An 18,602-nucleotide genomic window follows, 5' to 3' on the forward strand; every position below is an offset into this window, starting at 1 on the left:
GTTTGGACCGGTGGAATCAAAACCTATCCCCATCCCGGCCGGGGAAGGGAAAATCAGTAATGCGACCACCGGTTTCCCGATCCCCCGCCGGCCACGTCGGCTATAGTTGCGATGCAGTAACTTCACAATCCGACGGAGAACCCTATGACGACATCCCATGCCCGCATGGAGTACAACGATTTCACCCGGATCGCGCCGGCGGTCAGTGCAGCACTGAGCGAGATGGGCAAGGCCGTGTCCCAGTCAGGACTCGACAAGGATCTGACCGAACTGATCAAAATACGCGCGTCGCAGATCAATGGTTGCGCGTTCTGCGTGCAATTCCATCTCAACATCGCGCGCAAGCTCGGTGTGGCGGCGAGCAAGCTGGACATGGTAGCGGTATGGAGAGAGGCGGGCATCTACACGGCGCGGGAACAAGCGGCGCTCAAGTGGACGGAAGTGCTAACGGACGTGGCACGGCGAGGCAGCCCGGACGATGTGTATGGCGAAGTCCGCGAGCAATTTTCGGAAGTCGAGCTGGCGCATTTGACGGCGGCCATCGCCAACATCAATGCATGGAACAGGATCGCGATGGGGTATCGCTTTTCTCCGCAGATACCGGCGTAAATACCTTTAATGAATAAATCGTGATTCGATCTGACAGGATGTGTCAGATTCGGTAGGTCCGGTTTCGACCCAAAGCGGTCTTTCTCTCCGCCCGACAGCAGTCATCCCGAATCAAATGTCGAGCCCATGATTCACCGCCGCAAAATGATATATACAAGCGTGCTCGCCAGCGGAATTGGAAGCATCTCGATGAAATGCCGCTTGAATTCTCACCAAGGAAATTGACCATAGATACTGAGCGGCTTTTCCACCCATCACGGAACTCAGGAGCTATTGCTCAACCGGTCGACACGTGGCCGACGCCATAGATTTGCGCCTGTCCGTCCAATGGCCGGTCTGGTATTTTGCTCCAGAGCTGGAACCGAACCAGGCTCCAGCTCGTCGGCTCGAAGCCGGCGACGGTTGCAAGAATGTCGCGGCTCGATAGCAGTTCCCTCGAACGTTCGCTTTCGACACGACGCAATGAGGAAAGATCCGCATGCGGCGTAATCAACACCGTTTCGCGCATCGCATACTGCGCCCGTGCGACCTCTTGCGACATCTCCGCATGCCACACCGACCAGGTGCGCACCGATGGCCAGCCGAACGATTGAGTGAGGCCCAGAAAACCGGGGCCGCACAGGAATTCGTTCATGCCTTCGGTCGTATTCCAGAGATAGAAAGGCGCGTACAGGTTGTCAGAGGTCGAAGGCATGCCCTGTTTTCTTGCGTGCAGATAGGCCTTGAACGCCAGGCCGGGAAAGCCATCCGTCAAATGACCGCGCTCGGCGATGCGCCGGTCGATGGTGCCCATGTCGTAATCGGCCGGCAGCAAGAGACTGTATTGCATCGCGATCATTGTGTAACCTCCTGCTGCGGGAACAGCGCCGCGACGCTGCCACTAAATGACCAGCCGTCGAAACTCGTCATGTTGATGATGACCATGACATCTTCCGGACGGATGCCAGGCGATTCGGCGAGCACTTCGGTCAGACGGCGATAGAAGGCTTCCTTCATCGACGTGCTGCGCGGCTTGCCGGCCGTAATGCAGATCAGCACATAGTTGTCCGAGCGCGGTCCACCCATGTAATTCCTGTCGAACACGAGCTCTTCCAGTTCATGCTGATGTATGACTTGGAAGCGGTCGTCGGGCGGTACGTCGAACGCCTCGACCATCGCGCGATGGACGCCGTCCGACAATGCCTTCACGTATGACTGAGGCTTCCCCTTGAGTAGCGAAATACGAGCCATTGGCATGTTGACCTCCTTGAAAAAGTTCACATTTTGTCGATCAGACTCACGGCGCTAGCGGCTGCGGGCCATCCGGCATAGAACGCGAGATGTGTGACAGCCTCGGCCAGCTCCTCGTGCGTCAACCCGTTCTCGAGCGCCTTGGCAAGGTGGAAGGGCAACTGTTCGAGCCGGTACAGCGAGACAAGCGCGGCCACCGTAATTAGGCTGCGGTCGCGCTTCGACAAACCGGGCCGCTCCCAGATATCGGCGAACAGCACGTTGTCAGTCACCTCGGCCAGCTTCGGCACAACGTGTCCGAATGCCTTCTGCCCCAGCCCCACCATTGAAGTCATAGCGCTTTCTCCTCGTGTGAATGACTTGATTGACAATGGCAGTATATGGCGCGATGATCATTTCGAAAATCGGGATTTTTTAAACAGACATTTCAGTTTTTCGGGATGATTAAATGCGGCGAGTCAACTTCGACCTGGATGCCTTGAGGAGCTTTGCGGTCGGGATGGAGCTTGGCAGCTTCGCCAAGGCAGCGGACCGGCTTGGGCGATCGACGTCTGCGGTCAGTGCGCAATTGAAGAAGCTCGAAGACCAGGCCGGGATCGCGCTCCTGCGCAGGTCTGGCCGCGGCATGGCATTGACGGATGCCGGCGAAGTCATGCTCGGCTATGCGCGGCGGATGCTCGAACTAAACGACGAAGCAGCAATGGCTGTCGGTGTCGCCGGACTCGAAGGATCCGTGCGCCTCGGATTGCAGGAAGATTTCGGTGAGCATTTGCTGCCCGCTGTGCTTGGCCGTTTCGCGCGCAGCCACCCGGGTGTACGCATCGAGGCGAAAGTGGCACGCAATGCGGAGCTGGTGTCCGACATGATGGGCGGCCGGCTCGACCTCGCGCTGACATGGCAAGGAGCGCAGGACACGCCGCACATGGAAGAAGTGGGGCGCTACCAACTGCAGTGGATCGGGCCTGCGGACGCACGCCCCGAATCGTGGAGAGACCAAAGTATGCCACTGCCCTTGGTGGCATTCGACGCGCCCTGCCTCATGCGCACGATCGCGACCGAGGCGCTGGATCGTGCCGGCATTCCGTGGCGGCTTGCGTTCACGAGCCACAGCCTCGGGGCCGTATGGGCGGCAGTCGCCGCCGGGCTGGGCGTGACGGTGCGGACGGGATTCGGACTGAGGAACAATTTGCGCACGCTGCCGGCCGCAGAGTACGGCTTGCCGGCGTTGCCGAAGGTCGGCCTTGTACTTCATCGTTTGGAGGCGGAACCTGACGAGACATGTGCATTGCTGGCAGCCGACATCCGCGAAAGCGTTTCGGCTTGATAGCGGCTCTTGGTAAAGGGCCGCTATTGGCCGAACCCAGACTATCGGATCATGTTGAAGTCGCAACGAACTCCGACACGACTCATCAAGTTAAATCACATTCACTGTAGATTTACAGGACAGTAAAAAATACGTGGCGCAGCAAGTATCAGCTGCGCCCCGATTTCACTGAAAGACTATCCGACTGCACGCAACACTTGTGTGCTTTCATGTCTCCGCACCAGCGGCAACACTTCTTCGCCGACCCGATAGGCTTCTTCCAGATGCGGCGTGCCCGCCAGGATGAAGGCATCGGCACCCAATTGCACCAGTTCATCGAGCCGTTCCGCCACCTACTGGTAGCTGCCGACGATGCCTTGCGTCTGACCGCCGTGCAGCAGGCTGAAGCCGGACCAGACGTTCGGTTCGATGATCAAATCCCTGTAGCTGTTGATCGTGGTCGGGCGGTTGGCGCGCTGACGGCTCGCGCCGACGGAATCGCCCGCGCCATTGCCGAAAAAGTTCTCCAGCGTGGCCTTGTCGATCTGTTCGAAACCGCGCCGCACTTCCGTCCATGCTTCTTCTTCCGTCGGGCGGGCGACGATATCGACGCGCACTGCACACTTGATCTTGCGGCCCAGCACTTCGGTCCTTTCCTTCACGCGGCGGAACTTCTTGCGCAGCGCATCGAAGGGCTCCAGCCAGGTCAGGTAATGGTCGGCATGCTTCGATGCCGAGGCCAGCGCCGCGTCGGACGAGCCGGAGAAATAGATTTCCGGGAATTCCTCCAGCGACAGCGGATCGGGCAGGCCGGCATTCTCGACCTGATAGAACTTGCCTTGATAGGAGAAGGGGCCGCCGTTCCACACGTCGCGTACGACATCGAGGAATTCGGTGGTGCGGGTGTAGCGGTCGTCGTGACCCGCCGAGTCGCCCCACCAGAGCTGTGCCGGGCCGCCACCGCCGGTGATGACGTTGTACAGCGCACGTCCGCCGATCGCGCGTTGCAGTGTGGCGGTCATGCGCGCCGCCACCACCGGATTCAGAAAGCCCGGCTGGAACGGGATCATGAAGCGGAAGGTTTTTGTCTCGCGTGCGAGGAAGGACGAGATTACCCATGGCTCGTCCGTCATCGGGAAGGATGGAATCAGTCCACCCTGGAAGCCGGACAGGTCCGGTTTCGACCTGAAGCGGTCTGTCGACCAAGTGGAAAGCGGACGTCCGCGGTGGTGCGCAAGAAGCTCACGGAAGCTGATTCTCAGGGGCGAGCCTGGCCGTTGCTCGGCTTGACCAAAGCAGCGCCACTGCACCGAAAAATGAGGCCACCAAGAGAACTCCGCAAGTCACCATATTTTCAAACGTATGTGGGGAAACTGTGCCAACGACGAGAACGGATTTCTCAGGGTGATCAGGATCCACGTACACGTTGATCCAGCCATGACTCGTAACTCTAACTGGATATAGCCGCCACATTGGCCCGCGCCATGTGCAGTTTTTTGTAGCTGTCGAGCAGGCGCAGGTGCCTATCGAGCCCCTCCAGTTTCATACTCGCAGGGCTTAAGCCGAAGAAGCGCACGCTGCCGTCCACTGACCCGATCACCGCGTCCATCCGCGGGTTGCCAAACATCCGGCGGAAATTGACCACGTAATTGTCCAGTTCCAACTCGTCATCCAGCAGTACCTCCAGCACCACATTCAAGGCCTGATAAAACAATCCGCGCTCGACCGTGCTGTCGTTGTACTGCAGGAAGGCGCCCACCAGTTCATGCGCCTCCTCAAATTGTTGTAACGCTAGATTAATCAGCAGCCTCAATTCCAGAACTGTGAGCTGGCCCCATTCCGTATTCTCGTCAAATTCAATGCCGATCAAGGTGGCGATGTCGCCGTACTCATCCAGCTCGTTGTTCTCCAGACGCTCAAGCAGTGCTTCCAGGGCGGCATCGTCCAGGCGATGCAGGTTCAAAATATCGGCGCGGAACAACAGCGCTTTGTTGCTGTTATCCCAGATCAGATCTTCTACCGGATAAACTTCCGAATAACCCGGCACCAGAATCCGGCAGGCAGTGGCGCCTAACTGGTCATACACCGCCGTGTAGACCTCTTTGCCCATGTCTTCGAGAATGCCGAACAAGGTCGCGGCTTCCTCGGCATTGGAGTTTTCACCCTGGCCAGAGAAATCCCATTCAACAAAATCGTAATCAGCCTTGGCACTGAAGAAGCGCCACGACACCACACCGCTGGAATCAATGAAGTGTTCAACAAAGTTATATGGCTCAGTGACAGCCTCACTTGCAAAGGTGGGCCGAGGTAAATCGTTCAGGCCTTCAAAACTGCGACCCTGCAGCAATTCCGTCAGACTGCGTTCCAGCGCCACCTCGAAACTTGGGTGCGCGCCGAACGAGGCAAACACACCGCCTGTCCGCGGGTTCATCAAGGTGACGCACATCACTGGGTACACTCCACCCAGCGACGCATCCTTCACCAGCACCGGAAAGCCCTGCTCTTCCAAGCCCTGAATGCCGGCCACAATGCCAGGGTATTTCGCCAGCACTTCCTGCGGCACATCAGGCAAGGCGATTTCACCTTCCAGAATTTCGCGTTTGACCGCTCGCTCGAAAATCTCCGACAGGCATTGCACCTGCGCTTCGACCAGCGTATTACCGGCACTCATGCCATTGCTGACGAATAGGTTTTCGACCAGGTTGGACGGAAAATACACCACCTCGCCGTCCGACTGCCGCACATACGGCAGCGAACAGATACCACGCTGGACATTGCCGGAATTGGTGTCGACCAGATGCGAGCCACGCAACTCGCCATCGGGATTGTAAATTTGCAGGCAGTACTCATCCAGAATTTCGGCCGGCAGCGCATCTTTACGGCCGGGCTTGAACCAGCGCTCGTTCGGATAATGTACAAACGCCGCGTTGGCGATGTCTTCGCCCCAAAACGTACCGGCATAGAAATGGTTGTTATTGAGCCGCTCGATATACTCTCCCAACGCCGACGCCAACGCGCTTTCTTTGGTCGCTCCCTTGCCATTGGTAAAACACATCGGCGAGTGCGCATCGCGGATATGCAGCGACCACACATTGGGCACAATATTGCGCCACGAAGCGATTTCAATCTTGATGCCCAGGTCCGCCAAAACGCCCGTCATATTGGCGATGGTTTGCTCCAGCGGCAGATCCTTACCCGTAATATAAGTGCTCGCTTCAGAAGCCGGATTCAAGGTCAGCAACGCCTGAGCATCGGCATCTAGATTCGCTACCTCTTCAATCACAAACTCGGGCCCGGCTTGCACCACTTTTTTCACCGTACAACGCTCGATGGAGCGCAAAATACCTTGGCGATCTGTGGCAGAGATATCCTCTGGCAACTCGACCTGAATCTTGAAAATCTGCTGGTAACGGTTTTCCGGATCAACAATATTGTTCTGCGACAGGCGGATATTCTCGGTAGGAATATTGCGAGTGTTGCAATACAGCTTGACAAAGTAAGCCGCGCACAAGGCCGATGAGGTCAGAAAGTAATCGAACGGACCAGGTGCCGAGCCATCGCCCTTATAGCGGATAGGCTGATCGGACACGACCGTGAAGTCATCGAACTTGGCTTCCAGACGAAGCTTGTCGAGAAAGTTAACCTTGATTTCCATGCATGAATTCCAAAATAGCGAGCAAAACGATTGAGCCGCTATTATCCGATTTTTTCAGCCGGAATCCTGTGCTTCTCATGGATGGAAGAAGCCTGTGTCTAGTGCCAATCCGGAGTTCCTTTGCCAGATCCATGCTTTGATAAGCGATTTGTCATGCCCAATGAACTCGCTCGCCAAGTTGTAGCAGTCATGAGCGAGCGACCAGAGGTCATTGAGCAAGCGCGCCGAAGTGCTAATGACCGGGGTGCAATGGCGACTTATCTCGCACTCGCAGTTACGAATAAATCGCCTATACAGATTTCTCCAAAGCGGCCGCTCGCGTCACCGGAATTCAGCTGTCAGAACTTCCAGTTCAGGCTGGCCTTGAACCCATGGTCTTCGAGCCCGTCACCGAACTGCCCTGAGTAGGAGGCTTCCAGCGTCAGGTTCGGCCGCAGCTGCGTCTCGATGCCCGCGTCAAACGCCGCGACGTTCTTTGCCAGCGGCACGCCGGCAAGGGTGAACGGCAGGCTGCCGCTGAAGGTGTGCGTGCTTGTGGGCGCGGTATCGCCGAACGCATGGCGCCAGCCCAGCATGCCGCGCAGGCGTGTGCTTTCACCCGCCTGCATGCTCGCGCGCAGGCCGATCGTCGAGAAGGTCGCATTGGTGCTGTCGCCCTCGCCGTACATCGCAGCGGGTCCACCACGCTCCAGGAACGCGTCACTCTTCAGTCTCACATGGGCCAGCCCGGAAAAAGGTTCGAGAACAGCGCGCCCCATGTCGATCTGGTGGCCGAGTTCGCCGAACACCTGCGTCGTCGTGCTGTCGTATTCGGCGTTCAAGCCCCCGGCGAAGCCCGCGAAGGCGACGGAGCGATTCGTTTCCGTCTTGTTCCAGCTATGGCTGGCGCCCAGACGCAGCGCTGTGGCGTCCCACTGCGTGCCGCCGTACGCGCCAAGGTGATAGCTGTCGGTCTTGCTGCCGCTGTTGCGCGCGCTGGTGTCCGCGCTCGCGCGGCTGTAGCCGCCGAGCATGCCCACACGCCAACCCGCACCCACGCCGGTATCCGCGCCGACCAAGAAGCCGCCGATGTCGCGCTTGAGCTTGGCTGCATTGCCGTCGCTGTCGATGCTGCCCCAGGAGCCGAATACATGGATCCAGGCCGAGTGCTTCTGGAGGTCCTCCGGGGTGCAGCCGGCGCGCATCTGCTGCGGCGTCTGCGCTGGGCTGGCCGCCGCACTGCCCGGCGCGCAGGCCGAGCCGCGCAGCCGATCAATCGCAGCTTCGCGCACGAAGCGGCTGTCTTCCAGCAACGCCGTCTTCGTGGATGCATGAATGTCCGCCGACAGCTGGTTCAGTGCATCGCGTGCCGCGGAGTCGTTGGGCAGCCATGTCACCTCATTGGCGAAACCGTTGCTGCCGGGCAGGCTGTCCAGTGCTCCGCCCACGGCCCCTTCGTTGGGTGTTTCTGCGGCATCGGTGATGTCGCGAAGTTTTTCTGCTGTCAGATAGACATGGTTTGCGTCATAGCTGTCAATCAACCGCGCGAAAGCGCTCTGCGTATTGCCCGCCAGGCTGTAGGTGCCTGCCACGCCACCATCGGCGCTGAGCACGGTGTAGCGGGTGCCCACGCTGTAGCTCACGGCCCCGGCTCGCACGACCTCGAGACGTGACCCGGTCCCGATGCTGGCGCTGCCGCTTACGCGAATCAGGTCTGATGCGGTGGACGCCGGGTCGACTTCGACTTGATAGGTCGAGCCCGCCAGCTGGGCGAAATTGCCATTGACGCTGAGGATACCGATGGAATTCCCCGGTGCGACCGTGCCCGCGATGGTCGTGCTGCCCACCGAACCCGAACCCTGGAGCCGCCCCGGGGCGAGCACGTTGAGCGTGCCGCCGAGCGTGCCGTTGACGGCGAGTGTGCCGGCTTCCACGGTGGTGCCGGCCGAGGCGGCGCTGTTTCCGTTCAGCACTATCGTGCCGCCCTTCACGGTGATCGTGTTGGCGCTGATGGTGCTGTCGATCTGCGCCAAGCCCGAGTTCATGACGATGGCGTCCATCCCGCTGATGGCATAGGCCCCTCCATGGACGAAGCTGTTCGAGCCGAGGTTGAAGTTGAGCGCGTCGACGCCGTCGCCGGTGATGTTGCCGTTGATCGCGCCGCCGGTGACGTTGAGCGTGTCGGTGCCGCCGCCGAGCAGCACGGCGCCGTTCAGGGTGCCGGCGATGGTGATGGTCGCGTTGCCGCCGATTTCGTCGATGCCGTCGCGGTTGAAGTCGCCGTCCCGGATCGCCACGCCGGAAGAGCCCGCATTGATCACGGCACCCGTGCCGATGTTGACGATGCCGCCGGCAGCGGCCGAGGTGTGGATCGCGGCGCCGAAGCCGCCGCCCCCGGTCACAGTGCCACCGGAGACATCCACCGCGTAAGTGCCGGTGTTGCTCGAGGCGAAGACGCCGTCGCTGTTGGTCCCGGTGGCGGCGACCGTGCCGCCGCTCATCTGCACCTGGGCCAAGCCTTTTCCGGTGTGTCGCGCCCACAAACCGGTGGCTCCTGTGGACAGAACGGAGCCGCCACTCATGGTGATGCTTGCCGTACCTGTGTGGTTGGTCCCCGAGATCGACGACGTGACGCCTGTGCCGGATGCCTGGACCGTGCCGCCGGTCATCACGACGGTCGCGTTGCCGGTTCCGGCAACGCTGGCTGTCGACGCGACGATCCCGCCCCCTGTCCCGGTATTCAAGACCTGTCCGCCGGTCAGCGTCACCTGGGCACTGGCACCCGCACTGCCGCCGTGGGCTGACACGGTGTTGGTCGCACCGGTCGAAGTGAGCGTTCCGCTGCCGATGTTCACGGAGGCGAGCCCGCCGACTGCTGAATTGGTGACCGTCACAGCCGAACCCGTGGCGGTGATCGACTGGATATCTGTCACATTGACCGTCAGATTGAGGCTCGGCACGGCGGGCGGAGCCTGAAGCGATACGCCTTGCGTGCCCGAAACCACCATGCTCGGGTTGGCGAGGTTGAGCGTCAATCCGTTGGACCCGGCGTAGGAGATCCCTGTCGCATAGCTCGCGCCCGAGCAGGTGAGGGTGTCCTGCCCGGCTCCATCCGCTCCACACTCCCATGCAGCACGCGAGATTGAGGGTGCTGCGGCGAGAAGCGCTACGGCGAGCGCGGTGGCCGAGACAGAAAACGCGGAAGTGTTTGTTTCAGCGGCGCTGAACGGCCCTGCTGCCGGGCGTTCCACCTTATTGACGGGGCGTTTGCCGCTCGACTTGCCATTGCACGATTTCATCAGGAAAGCTTTCACAAATTGATACTTCCCGATTATCTATGCCAATGACTTCATACAACCCCCGGAATAGCAGCTGTATGTGTGCCCAATTTAAAATGCGAGAGCGGCCCAATGTTCGCAGTAGGCCGAACCCAGACTATCGGATCATGTTGAAGTCGCAACGAATTCCGACACGACTCATCAAGTTAAATCACATTCACTGTAGATTTACAGGACAGTAAAAAATACATGGCGCAGCAAGTATCAGCTGCGCCCCGATTTCACTGAAAGACTATCCGACTGCACGCAACACTTGTGTGCTTTCATGTCTCCGCACCAGCGGCAACACTTCTTCGCCGACCCGATAGGCTTCTTCCAGATGCGGCGTGCCCGCCAGGATGAAGGCATCGGCACCCAATTGCACCAGTTCATCGAGCCGTTCCGCCACCTACTGGTAGCTGCCGACGATGCCTTGCGTCTGACCGCCGTGCAGCAGGCTGAAGCCGGACCAGACGTTCGGTTCGATGATCAAATCCCTGTAGCTGTTGATCGTGGTCGGGCGGTTGGCGCGCTGGCGCCTCGCGCCGACGGAATCGCCCGCGCCATTGCCGAAAAAGTTCTCCAGCGTGGCCTTGTCGATCTGTTCGAAACCGCGCCGCACTTCCGTCCATGCTTCTTCTTCCGTCGGGCGGGCGACGATATCGACGCGCACTGCACACTTGATCTTGCGGCCTAGCGCGTCGGTCTTTTCCTTCACGCGGCGGAACTTCTCGCGCAGCGCGTCGAAGGGCTCCAGCCAGGTCAGGTAATAATCGGCATGCTTCGATGCCGAGGCGAGCGCCGCGTCGGACGAGCCGGAAAAATAGATTTCCGGGAATTCCTCCAGCGACAGCGGATCGGGCAGGCCGGCATTCTCCACCTGATAAAACTTGCCTCGATAGGAAAAAAGGCCGCCCTTCCACACGCCGCGCACGATGTCGAGAAATTCCGTGGTGCGGGTGTAGCGGTCGTCGTGGCCCGCCGAGTCGTCCCACCAGAGCTGTGCCGGGCCGCCACCGCCGGTGATGACGGCGATGCATGTGCGTGTTCGGCAAGGTGCTGCTTTCTCAGCGTCCGGCGCATTGCTCTGCTGGTCACGCAACAGTGGGTGATGATCGGCAATCAGGTGGAAGCCGGATGGATGCGGCACCGGAACCGGCGAGGGATCATGCGAAATATGGATAAGCTACTTCGGCTTTATTCGTTCACGGCTGGATGTTTGTCACGCTAAAGTCAAAGCATGGAACTTCTAGCGCACAATTTCTTGTCCGAGTTCGCGCGCAGCGTCAATGCGGAGAAGGGCGTGGATGAACAAGAAGACCCGCTGATCGCGTTTCGCGACGCGCGCAACAGTTCGCTGCAGGGCGCGTATCTCATCCTTGCCGCCCGCGCTCTTGGTCTGGATGTGGGGCTGATGTCCGGCTTCAATGCGGATCGCATCAACCAGGAGTTCTTCCCGGATGGTCGTTACCGCGTCAACTTTATCGCCAATCTCGGTTATGGCGATCCGGCATCGATTCATCCGCGCGGACCACGTCTTGAGTTCGAGACGGCGGTGCAATTGCTTTAATCGCATGGAATTCGAGATTCGCACGGCGGTGTCGGAGGATGCAGCATCTGTCTGCAAGGTACTGTGCCGCTCCATCTCGGAATGCTGCATTGAAGACCATCGCAACGATGGCGCGATTCTCGCTGCATGGCTGGGCAACAAGACGCCGGGGACCGTGGGGACGTGGCTACTCGCGCCGGATCATTATTCACTGGTCGCGGTTGCGGATCATGAGCCGGTCGGCGTCGCGATGCTGACGCGGGCAGGAAAAATTGTGCTGTGCCATGTCACGCCGGAAGTGCGTTTCACCGGGATCGGCAAATCCCTGCTGCAGGCGATCGAAGTGCAGGCCGGACAGTGGAATCTTAATGAGCTGCGAGTGGCGAGCACGGTCACCGCACGAGACTTCTATCGCCGCAACGGCTACCGTCAAATCGGCAAGACGACATCCGTGTTCGGCATCGAAACATTCACGTTTTCGAAACGGCTGTGCGACAGCTATCAAAAGAGAGTGGTTTGCAAATGCGCCTTGTAGGCACACATTGGCAGTAAGAGCGCCTAACAAAATGATTCTGAGGGTGTTGTGCCGCCTTGCCGTACCGGTCGTACTGTCTGCGGCGGCACCCTTGCAGGGCGCGCACTGGCTTGCATGCCAGCGCCGTTTCGCAGGCGGGCAGCATGCTGCCCGAATTCCCTGCTGCACCCTACTCGGAACCGCTTCGCTTCATTTTGTTAGGCGCTCTAAATTTCATGAATCTCGTGTCACCCCCGCGAAGATTGCAGCAGGGGATGAACTGTTCATCAAATGCGCTCATGGAAGATTTTCGAATATCCATATTCGAATCATGCACAGGCATGCATGCGCATGGATATTTCTTCAATTGCTTGCCTCCCGGAATTGCGCCACCGGAATTGCGCCACCGGAATTGCGCCACCGGAATTACGCCACCGGAATTACGCCACCGGAATTGCACCATATACGCAATTCAAATAAGGAACCGCAAAACTATTCGTTCTTTTTCAAGAAGCATTTCCTTAATCTGTTGACTTCGGAAATCATCTTGAGGGAGAACGAAATGTTGTTGAAGAAACTGATCCAGTCGGCAGTTGCATTGGCACTTGTCGCGCAATCCGCCTATGCGGCCGACGTCAATCTGTTGAACGTGTCCTACGATCCGACGCGCGAGTTGTACCAGGACTTCAACAAGTCGTTCTCCGCGCAGTGGAAGGCGAAGAACGGCGACAACGTGACCGTCAAGCAGTCGCACGGCGGTTCCGGCAAGCAGGCGCGTTCCGTGATCGACGGTCTCGATGCGGATATCGTGACGCTGGCGCTGGCTTACGACATCGACGAAATCGCCGATCGCGGTCTGCTGGCGAAGGATTGGCAGAAACGTCTGCCGCACAACAGCGCACCGTACACCTCGACCATCGTGTTCCTCGTGCGCAAGGGTAATCCGAAGGGCATCAAGGACTGGAACGATCTGGTCAAGCCGGGTGTCGCGGTGATCTCGCCGAACCCGAAAACTTCCGGCGGCGCGCGCTGGAACTATCTGGCCGCATGGGGCTATGCGCTGAAACAGCCGGGCGGCAACGACGCGATTGCGAAAGAGTTTGTGGCAAAGCTGTTCAGGAATATTCCTGTGCTTGATTCCGGTGCGCGCGGTTCGACGACGACTTTCGTCGAACGCGGTATCGGCGACGTGCTGATCGCCTGGGAGAATGAAGCGATCCTTGCGATCAAGGAACTCGGTCCGGACAAGTTCGAAGTGGTTGCACCGACCATCAGCATCCTGGCCGAACCGCCGGTTGCCGTGGTGGACAAGGTCGTGGACAAGCGCGGCACGCGCAAGGTCGCGGAAGCCTATCTGCAATATCTGTACAGCGACGAAGGACAGGAAATCGCGGCGCAGAATTACTACCGTCCGATCTCGGACAAGGTGGCGAAGAAATATGCCGCGCAATTCCCGAAGGTCAATCTGTTCACGATCGACGCCGTATTCGGAGGCTGGACCAAAGCGCAGAAGGCGCACTTCTCCGACGGCGGTTCGTTCGACCAGATCTATCAGCCGGGCAGGAAGTAATCGCGCGCCGCTTTCAGGGACAAGACAATGACGATTCTTCTGCTGGCCGGCAGCCCCTCGATTCCATCGCGTTCGACCCGATTGCTGCACCACATCGGCGAGAAGCTCGCGTTGCAGGGACACCGCTATTCCAGGCTGCACGTGCTGGACCTGCCGGCGCAGGCGCTGCTGCAAGCCGATTACAACAACGCCGACATCAAGCTGGCGAAGGCGCAGGTGGAACAGGCCGAGGCGGTGATCGTGGCCACGCCGGTGTACAAGGCGGCGTACAGCGGCGTGCTGAAGGCCTTTCTCGATCTGCTGCCGCAGGATGGTCTGGCCGGCAAGCTGGTGCTGCCGATCGCGACCGGCGGCAGCCAGTCGCACATGCTGGCGCTGGACTATGCCTTGCGCCCCGTGCTGTCGGCGCTCGCCGCGAAGCACATCCTGCCGAGCATCTATGCCACCGAGGCACAGGTCCAGTGGGCCGCCGACAAGGGTTTGACACTCGATCCGGCGATTGCGCAGCGCGTCGCCGACGCTGTCGAGAATCTGTCGACGAACCTGCTGACCTTGCGTTCGTCTTCCGCCACCGCTTTCACGCCGGTGCCGTTTTCCCAGGTGCGATGTAGCGTCTGAGCACAAAGCCCGACGGCGGGTGGGACCCGCCTACGGGAACTTGCCGGAGTATTCCCTCCCCTTCAAGGGGAGGGCAGGGTGGGGATGGGTTGTATCGCGAGGACTTAAACCCATCCCCATCCCAACCTTCCCCTTGAAGGGGAAGGAGCAGAACCGCAAGTCGCGAAACAAGCAGGTAGCAGGTAGGGCGGGTCCCACCCGCCATTTCACTCCCGGTTAGACAGAAGCTGCTCCAGAGAGCGGCGGGGGACTCTCTTTCTCCAATTTCGACAAAGCACAAGGAAAACAAATGACGATCTCGAATGAAAAACGCAACGCAAAACGCCGCACCCTGAGCCTGTTATCCGCCACGGCAGCAGGTGTGCTGGCTTCCACTCTGCCAGGCTTCGCGCTGGCGCAATCCAAAGGCACGCTGCGCATCGGCTTCCAGAAGTACGGCACGCTGACCATCCTGAAGGCGCGCGGCACCTTGGAGAAACGCCTCGCTGCGCACGGCGTCGATGTGAAGTGGGTGGAATTTCCCGCCGGTCCCGTCTTGCTGGAAGGCTTGAACGTCGGCAGCATCGACTTCGGCACGGTCGGCGAAGCGCCGCCGATCTTCGCGCAGGCCGCTGGCGCCAACCTCGTGTACGTCGCCAACGAACCGCCCGCGCCATCCTCGGAAGCCATCATCGTGCCGAAGACATCGACCCTGAAAACGGTCGCGGAACTGAAGGGCAAGAAGGTGGCGCTCAACAAGGGTTCCAACGTCCACTACCTGCTGGTCAAGGCGCTGGAAAGGGCGGGCCTGCAATACAAGGACATCGAAACCGTCTACCTCGCGCCGGCCGATGCGCGCGCTGCATTCGAGCGCGGCAGCGTCGATGCATGGGTGATATGGGATCCCTTTTTCGCGGCGGCGGAGAAGCAGCTCGGTGCGCGGATCCTCACCGACGGCAAAGGCATCGTCAGCAACCATCAGTTCTTCCTCGCGTCGCGTCCCTACGCGGAGAAAAGTCCGGACATTCTCAAGATCGTCACCGAGGAACTCGACAGCACCGATGCCTGGGCAAAGAACAATCTGAAAGAGGCGGCGGCTATCCTGGCGACGCAGATCGGACTGGAGCCGGCGGTCGTCGAACTGGCCGCGGCGCGCTATAGCTACGGCGTCAAGCCTGTGAGCGACGCGGTGCTCAACGAGCAGCAGAAAATCGCCGACGTGTTCGCCAACCTGAAATTGATCCCGAAGAAGATCAAGGTCAAGGACGCGACCCTGGCGGCAAAGCTGTAACCAGTACGGTGGGTGATAGTACAAGCCAACCCGAATCGAATCGATAACGACAGGAAAACGAGCATGAGTCTCAACGTCTTCTGGTTTCTCCCCACGCATGGCGACAGCCGCTACCTCGGCACATCGCGCGGTGCGCGCCCCGTCAATTACGACTATCTGAAGCAGGTCGCGGTCGCCGCCGACACCAACGGCTATGACGGCGTGCTGATCCCGACCGGACGCTCCTGCGAGGATCCGTGGGTGGTCGCATCGAGCCTGATCGGCGTCACGCAAAAGCTGAAGTTCCTGGTGGCGATCCGCCCTGGTCTGAGCACGCCGGGACTGGCGGTGCGCACGGCGGCCACCTTCGATCGCCTCTCCAATGGCCGTCTGCTGGTGAACGTCGTGACCGGCGGCGATCAGGGCGAACTGGAAGCGGACGGCCTGTTCGCCGATCACGCGGAGCGCTATGAGATTTCATCGGAATTCCTGCGCGTGTGGCGCGCCGCGCTGGCGGGCGAGGGCGGCGATGCCGGGTTCGATCTCGATGGCAAGCACATCAAGGTGAAGGGCGCGAAAACCCTGTTCCCGCCGGTCCAGAAACCGTATCCGCCGCTGTACTTCGGCGGTTCGTCGGCAGCGGCGCACGAACTCGCTGCGGAGCAGGTGGATGTGTACCTGACCTGGGGCGAGCCGCCCGCCGCCGTCGCGGAAAAGATCGCCGACATCCGGGCCCGTGCCGCGAAGCACGGACGCACGGTGCGCTTCGGCATCCGCTTGCATGTGATCGTGCGCGAGACGAACGAGGCTGCATGGAAGGCGGCGGATGAACTGATCAGCCATCTGGACGACGATGTGATTGCGCAAGCGCAGGCCGCATTCGCGAAGATGGATTCGGAAGGCCAGCGTCGCATGGCGGCGTTGCATGGCGGGCGGCGCGACAAGCTGGAAGTGTCGCCCAATCTGTGGGCCGGTGTCGGACTGGTGCGCGGCGGCGCAGGCACGGCGCTGGTCGGCGATCCCGAAACCGTGGCGGCGCGCATGCAGGAATATGCCGCGCTCGGCATCGAGACTTTCATCCTGTCCGGTTACCCGCATCTGGAAGAGTCCTACCGCTTTGCCGAACTGGTGTTCCCGCTGATCGGCAAGGGCAGGCAGGCGGAAGTCGGTGGTTCGTTGACCGGCCCGTTCGGCGAGGTGGTTGCGAACAGCATCCTGCCGAAGGTTTCGCAAAGCTGAGGAGGCTTCATGAGCGCAACGATAGTCAGTCTCGACACCGTGGTGTCACTCGAGAAGCGCGCCGCTCCCCTGTGGCGCAGGGAAGTGCTTGCCAGGCTCGCGCCGTGGGTCGTGCCGGCCCTGCTGATCGCGGTCTGGCAACTGTCGGCGCAGGCGGGCTGGCTGTCCAGCCGCATCCTGCCCGAGCCGCTCGCCGTGCTGCGGGCCGCATGGGAATTGACCGTCTCCGGCGAGCTGTGGCAGCACGTGCGGACCAGCGCATGGCGCGCGCTGTCGAGCTTCGCGGTCGGCGGCGGGCTGGGCCTGCTGCTCGGGCTCTTGACCGGCACCTTCAAGCAGGCCGAGACGCTGCTCGACACCACGCTGCAGATGATCCGCAACATCCCGGCACTGGCGCTGATCCCGCTGGTGATCCTGTGGTTCGGCATCGATGAAACCGCCAAGCTCTTTCTGGTGTCGGTCGGCGTGTTCTTCCCGGTGTATCTGAATACCTTTCACGGCATCCGCTCGGTGGACAAGGGGCTGATCGAGATGGCGAAGAGCTACGGCCTGTCCGGCTGGGCGCTGTACCGCGACGTGATCCTGCCCGGCGCGCTGCCGTCGATTCTGGTCGGCGTGCGCTTTGCGCTCGGTCTGGTGTGGGTGCTGCTGATCGTGTCGGAAACGATTTCCGCGCAGTCCGGCATCGGCTACATGACGATGAATGCGCGCGAATTCCTCCAGACCGATGTGGTGCTGGTCGGCATCCTGCTGTACGCGCTGCTGGGCAAGCTGGCCGATGTGCTGGCGCGCACGGTTGAACGGTACACGCTGCGCTGGCATCCGGGCTATCGCTGAATGCTGTCATCCATCAAGGAGAAAAACATGAAAAACAATCCGCTTGAAAACGCGAAGGTCGCAGCCGCTTCACGCTTGCCGGCAAAGCGCGGCGTGCGCGTGGAAGTACAGGACTTATCGAAATCCTATGCGGGGCGCGAGGTATTGAAATCCGTCGCGCTGCACATCGAAGCGGGCGAATTCGTCGCCATCGTCGGGCGCAGCGGCTGCGGCAAGAGCACGCTGCTGCGCCTGCTGGCCGGTCTGGAACATGCCGACGGCGGACGCATCGCGTTCGGCGAAAGCACGGAGAGCAAGCCGCAGACACGCATCATGTTCCAGGACTCGCGCCTGTTGCCGTGGAAGCGTGTGCTCGACAACGTGGCGCTGGGCTTGCAGGCAGCGTCCGGCAAGGCCGTACAGGCATTGCAGAACGTCGGGCTGCAGGAGCGCGCGAAGGAATGGCCCGCGGTGCTGTCCGGCGGGCAGCGTCAGCGCGTCGCACTGGCGCGTGCGCTGGTGCATGACCCGGAGCTGCTGCTGCTGGACGAGCCGCTCGGCGCGCTCGATGCATTGACGCGCATCGAAATGCAGCAATTGATCGAAACGCTGTGGCGCGAACGCGGCTTCACCGCCGTGCTGGTGACGCACGACGTGCAGGAAGCGATCGCCCTGGCCGACCGCGTGATCCTGATCGAGGATGGCCGGATCACGCTGGACGAGCGCATCGACCTGCAGCGCCCGCGCAGCCGCGGCAATGCCGCGTTCGCGCAATGGGAAGAGCGCATTCTGGCGCGCGTGTTGCAGCATCCCGCGTCGGCACCGGACGAGGTGCTGGGCGATGTGTCCTTGTTGAAAACCGTGACCCAGGTTGCATGGGCGATCTGAGTTTCACATTCTGTTCCGCTACAGAGGAGGCAGTGGTTTTTCCGATAACGCAATTCCCTCCCCTTC

Annotated in this window: 18 protein-coding genes and 1 pseudogene; 10 read left to right on the plus strand and 9 right to left on the minus strand. The window is 60.3% G+C overall.

Annotation, left to right across the window (positions count from 1 at the left end; all coding sequences use genetic code 11):
• The first annotated feature begins 144 nt into the window (after positions 1–144).
• Positions 145–609, plus strand: coding sequence for a carboxymuconolactone decarboxylase family protein (locus tag D3870_RS05300; RefSeq protein ID WP_119737264.1), 465 nt, complete (start codon positions 145–147; stop codon positions 607–609).
• 277 nt (positions 610–886) lie between these two features.
• Here D3870_RS05300 and D3870_RS05305 read toward each other — a convergent pair whose 3' ends face one another.
• The 3 genes from D3870_RS05305 to D3870_RS05315 are packed head-to-tail and all read right to left on the minus strand — an operon-like array spanning position 887 to position 2,174.
• Positions 887–1,447, minus strand: coding sequence for a DUF4865 family protein (locus D3870_RS05305; protein ID WP_119737266.1), 561 nt, complete (start codon positions 1,445–1,447; stop codon positions 887–889).
• Positions 1,444–1,845, minus strand: a complete 402-nt coding sequence (locus D3870_RS05310) for a tautomerase family protein (RefSeq protein WP_119741721.1) — start codon at positions 1,843–1,845, stop codon at positions 1,444–1,446. Before D3870_RS05310 ends, D3870_RS05305 begins: the two co-directional genes overlap by 4 nt.
• A gap of 20 nt (positions 1,846–1,865) precedes the next feature.
• Complete coding sequence (locus D3870_RS05315) at positions 1,866–2,174, minus strand: carboxymuconolactone decarboxylase family protein (protein WP_119737268.1); 309 nt, start codon at positions 2,172–2,174, stop codon at positions 1,866–1,868.
• A 113-nt stretch (positions 2,175–2,287) separates the two neighbouring features.
• Between D3870_RS05315 and D3870_RS05320 the strand changes: the two genes are divergently transcribed.
• On the plus strand, positions 2,288–3,163 hold the full coding sequence (locus tag D3870_RS05320; protein WP_119737270.1) for a LysR substrate-binding domain-containing protein: 876 nt from the start codon (positions 2,288–2,290) through the stop codon (positions 3,161–3,163).
• 176 nt (positions 3,164–3,339) lie between these two features.
• On the opposite strand, the gene D3870_RS22485 is transcribed toward D3870_RS05320, so the two are convergent.
• The 6 genes from D3870_RS22485 to D3870_RS05340 all read right to left on the minus strand — a co-directional run bounded on the left by D3870_RS22485 (position 3,340) and on the right by D3870_RS05340 (position 11,243).
• The gene (locus D3870_RS22485; RefSeq protein ID WP_199710526.1) at positions 3,340–3,495 is read right to left on the minus strand and encodes a hypothetical protein; all 156 of its coding nucleotides are present in this window, start codon (positions 3,493–3,495) and stop codon (positions 3,340–3,342) included.
• Complete coding sequence (locus D3870_RS05325; RefSeq protein ID WP_199710528.1) at positions 3,496–4,275, minus strand: LLM class flavin-dependent oxidoreductase; 780 nt, start codon at positions 4,273–4,275, stop codon at positions 3,496–3,498.
• A gap of 317 nt (positions 4,276–4,592) precedes the next feature.
• On the minus strand, positions 4,593–6,797 hold the full coding sequence (locus tag D3870_RS05330; RefSeq protein WP_119737272.1) for an OsmC domain/YcaO domain-containing protein: 2,205 nt from the start codon (positions 6,795–6,797) through the stop codon (positions 4,593–4,595).
• Positions 6,798–7,135: 338 nt separating this feature from the next.
• Positions 7,136–10,090, minus strand: a complete 2,955-nt coding sequence (locus D3870_RS05335) for an autotransporter outer membrane beta-barrel domain-containing protein (RefSeq protein WP_242489873.1) — start codon at positions 10,088–10,090, stop codon at positions 7,136–7,138.
• A 256-nt stretch (positions 10,091–10,346) separates the two neighbouring features.
• Positions 10,347–10,502, minus strand: a complete 156-nt coding sequence (locus D3870_RS22490; RefSeq protein WP_199710526.1) for a hypothetical protein — start codon at positions 10,500–10,502, stop codon at positions 10,347–10,349.
• The gene (locus D3870_RS05340; RefSeq protein WP_199710530.1) at positions 10,503–11,243 is read right to left on the minus strand and encodes an LLM class flavin-dependent oxidoreductase; all 741 of its coding nucleotides are present in this window, start codon (positions 11,241–11,243) and stop codon (positions 10,503–10,505) included.
• Positions 11,244–11,441: 198 nt separating this feature from the next.
• Here D3870_RS05340 and D3870_RS05345 point away from each other — a divergent pair.
• From D3870_RS05345 to D3870_RS05385, 8 genes and pseudogenes are all read left to right on the plus strand, one after another.
• A pseudogene (locus tag D3870_RS05345) lies at positions 11,442–11,663 on the plus strand (nitroreductase family protein); the annotation flags it as partial.
• Between the two features lie 4 nt (positions 11,664–11,667).
• Complete coding sequence (locus D3870_RS05350) at positions 11,668–12,177, plus strand: GNAT family N-acetyltransferase (RefSeq protein WP_158590383.1); 510 nt, start codon at positions 11,668–11,670, stop codon at positions 12,175–12,177.
• 541 nt (positions 12,178–12,718) lie between these two features.
• A complete protein-coding gene (locus D3870_RS05355) occupies positions 12,719–13,726 on the plus strand; it encodes a sulfate ABC transporter substrate-binding protein (protein WP_119741723.1) in 1,008 nt (335 codons plus the stop codon).
• A 27-nt stretch (positions 13,727–13,753) separates the two neighbouring features.
• A complete protein-coding gene (gene ssuE, locus D3870_RS05360) occupies positions 13,754–14,344 on the plus strand; it encodes an NADPH-dependent FMN reductase (RefSeq protein WP_119737278.1) in 591 nt (196 codons plus the stop codon).
• Positions 14,345–14,633: 289 nt separating this feature from the next.
• A complete protein-coding gene (locus D3870_RS05370; protein ID WP_119737282.1) occupies positions 14,634–15,614 on the plus strand; it encodes a sulfonate ABC transporter substrate-binding protein in 981 nt (326 codons plus the stop codon).
• 63 nt (positions 15,615–15,677) lie between these two features.
• Positions 15,678–16,832, plus strand: coding sequence for an FMNH2-dependent alkanesulfonate monooxygenase (gene ssuD, locus D3870_RS05375; RefSeq protein WP_119737284.1), 1,155 nt, complete (start codon positions 15,678–15,680; stop codon positions 16,830–16,832).
• Between the two features lie 9 nt (positions 16,833–16,841).
• Positions 16,842–17,669 carry an aliphatic sulfonate ABC transporter permease SsuC gene (gene ssuC, locus D3870_RS05380; protein ID WP_119737286.1) on the plus strand — a complete coding sequence of 276 codons (828 nt, stop codon included), beginning with the start codon at positions 16,842–16,844 and terminating at the stop codon, positions 17,667–17,669.
• Positions 17,670–17,696: 27 nt separating this feature from the next.
• On the plus strand, positions 17,697–18,536 hold the full coding sequence (locus D3870_RS05385) for an ATP-binding cassette domain-containing protein (RefSeq protein ID WP_119741725.1): 840 nt from the start codon (positions 17,697–17,699) through the stop codon (positions 18,534–18,536).
• Positions 18,537–18,602: the final 66 nt, after the last annotated feature.

It is taken from the genome of Noviherbaspirillum cavernae, from assembly GCF_003590875.1.
GTDB lineage: Bacteria > Pseudomonadota > Gammaproteobacteria > Burkholderiales > Burkholderiaceae_D > Noviherbaspirillum > Noviherbaspirillum cavernae.

Excerpts from the sequence above, each read along its gene's own strand:
- D3870_RS05300 (WP_119737264.1), top strand. The coding sequence starts at position 145 with ATGACGACATCCCATGCCCGCATGGAGTACAACGATTTCACCCGGATC.
- D3870_RS05305 (WP_119737266.1), bottom strand. The coding sequence starts at position 1,447 with ATGATCGCGATGCAATACAGTCTCTTGCTGCCGGCCGATTACGACATG.
- D3870_RS05310 (WP_119741721.1), bottom strand. The coding sequence starts at position 1,845 with ATGCCAATGGCTCGTATTTCGCTACTCAAGGGGAAGCCTCAGTCATAC.
- D3870_RS05315 (WP_119737268.1), bottom strand. The coding sequence starts at position 2,174 with ATGACTTCAATGGTGGGGCTGGGGCAGAAGGCATTCGGACACGTTGTG.
- D3870_RS05320 (WP_119737270.1), top strand. The coding sequence starts at position 2,288 with ATGCGGCGAGTCAACTTCGACCTGGATGCCTTGAGGAGCTTTGCGGTC.
- D3870_RS05325 (WP_199710528.1), bottom strand. The coding sequence starts at position 4,275 with ATGACGGACGAGCCATGGGTAATCTCGTCCTTCCTCGCACGCGAGACA.
- D3870_RS05330 (WP_119737272.1), bottom strand. The coding sequence starts at position 6,797 with ATGGAAATCAAGGTTAACTTTCTCGACAAGCTTCGTCTGGAAGCCAAG.
- D3870_RS05350 (WP_158590383.1), top strand. The coding sequence starts at position 11,668 with ATGGAATTCGAGATTCGCACGGCGGTGTCGGAGGATGCAGCATCTGTC.
- D3870_RS05355 (WP_119741723.1), top strand. The coding sequence starts at position 12,719 with ATGTTGTTGAAGAAACTGATCCAGTCGGCAGTTGCATTGGCACTTGTC.
- ssuE (WP_119737278.1), top strand. The coding sequence starts at position 13,754 with ATGACGATTCTTCTGCTGGCCGGCAGCCCCTCGATTCCATCGCGTTCG.
- D3870_RS05370 (WP_119737282.1), top strand. The coding sequence starts at position 14,634 with ATGACGATCTCGAATGAAAAACGCAACGCAAAACGCCGCACCCTGAGC.
- ssuD (WP_119737284.1), top strand. The coding sequence starts at position 15,678 with ATGAGTCTCAACGTCTTCTGGTTTCTCCCCACGCATGGCGACAGCCGC.
- ssuC (WP_119737286.1), top strand. The coding sequence starts at position 16,842 with ATGAGCGCAACGATAGTCAGTCTCGACACCGTGGTGTCACTCGAGAAG.
- D3870_RS05385 (WP_119741725.1), top strand. The coding sequence starts at position 17,697 with ATGAAAAACAATCCGCTTGAAAACGCGAAGGTCGCAGCCGCTTCACGC.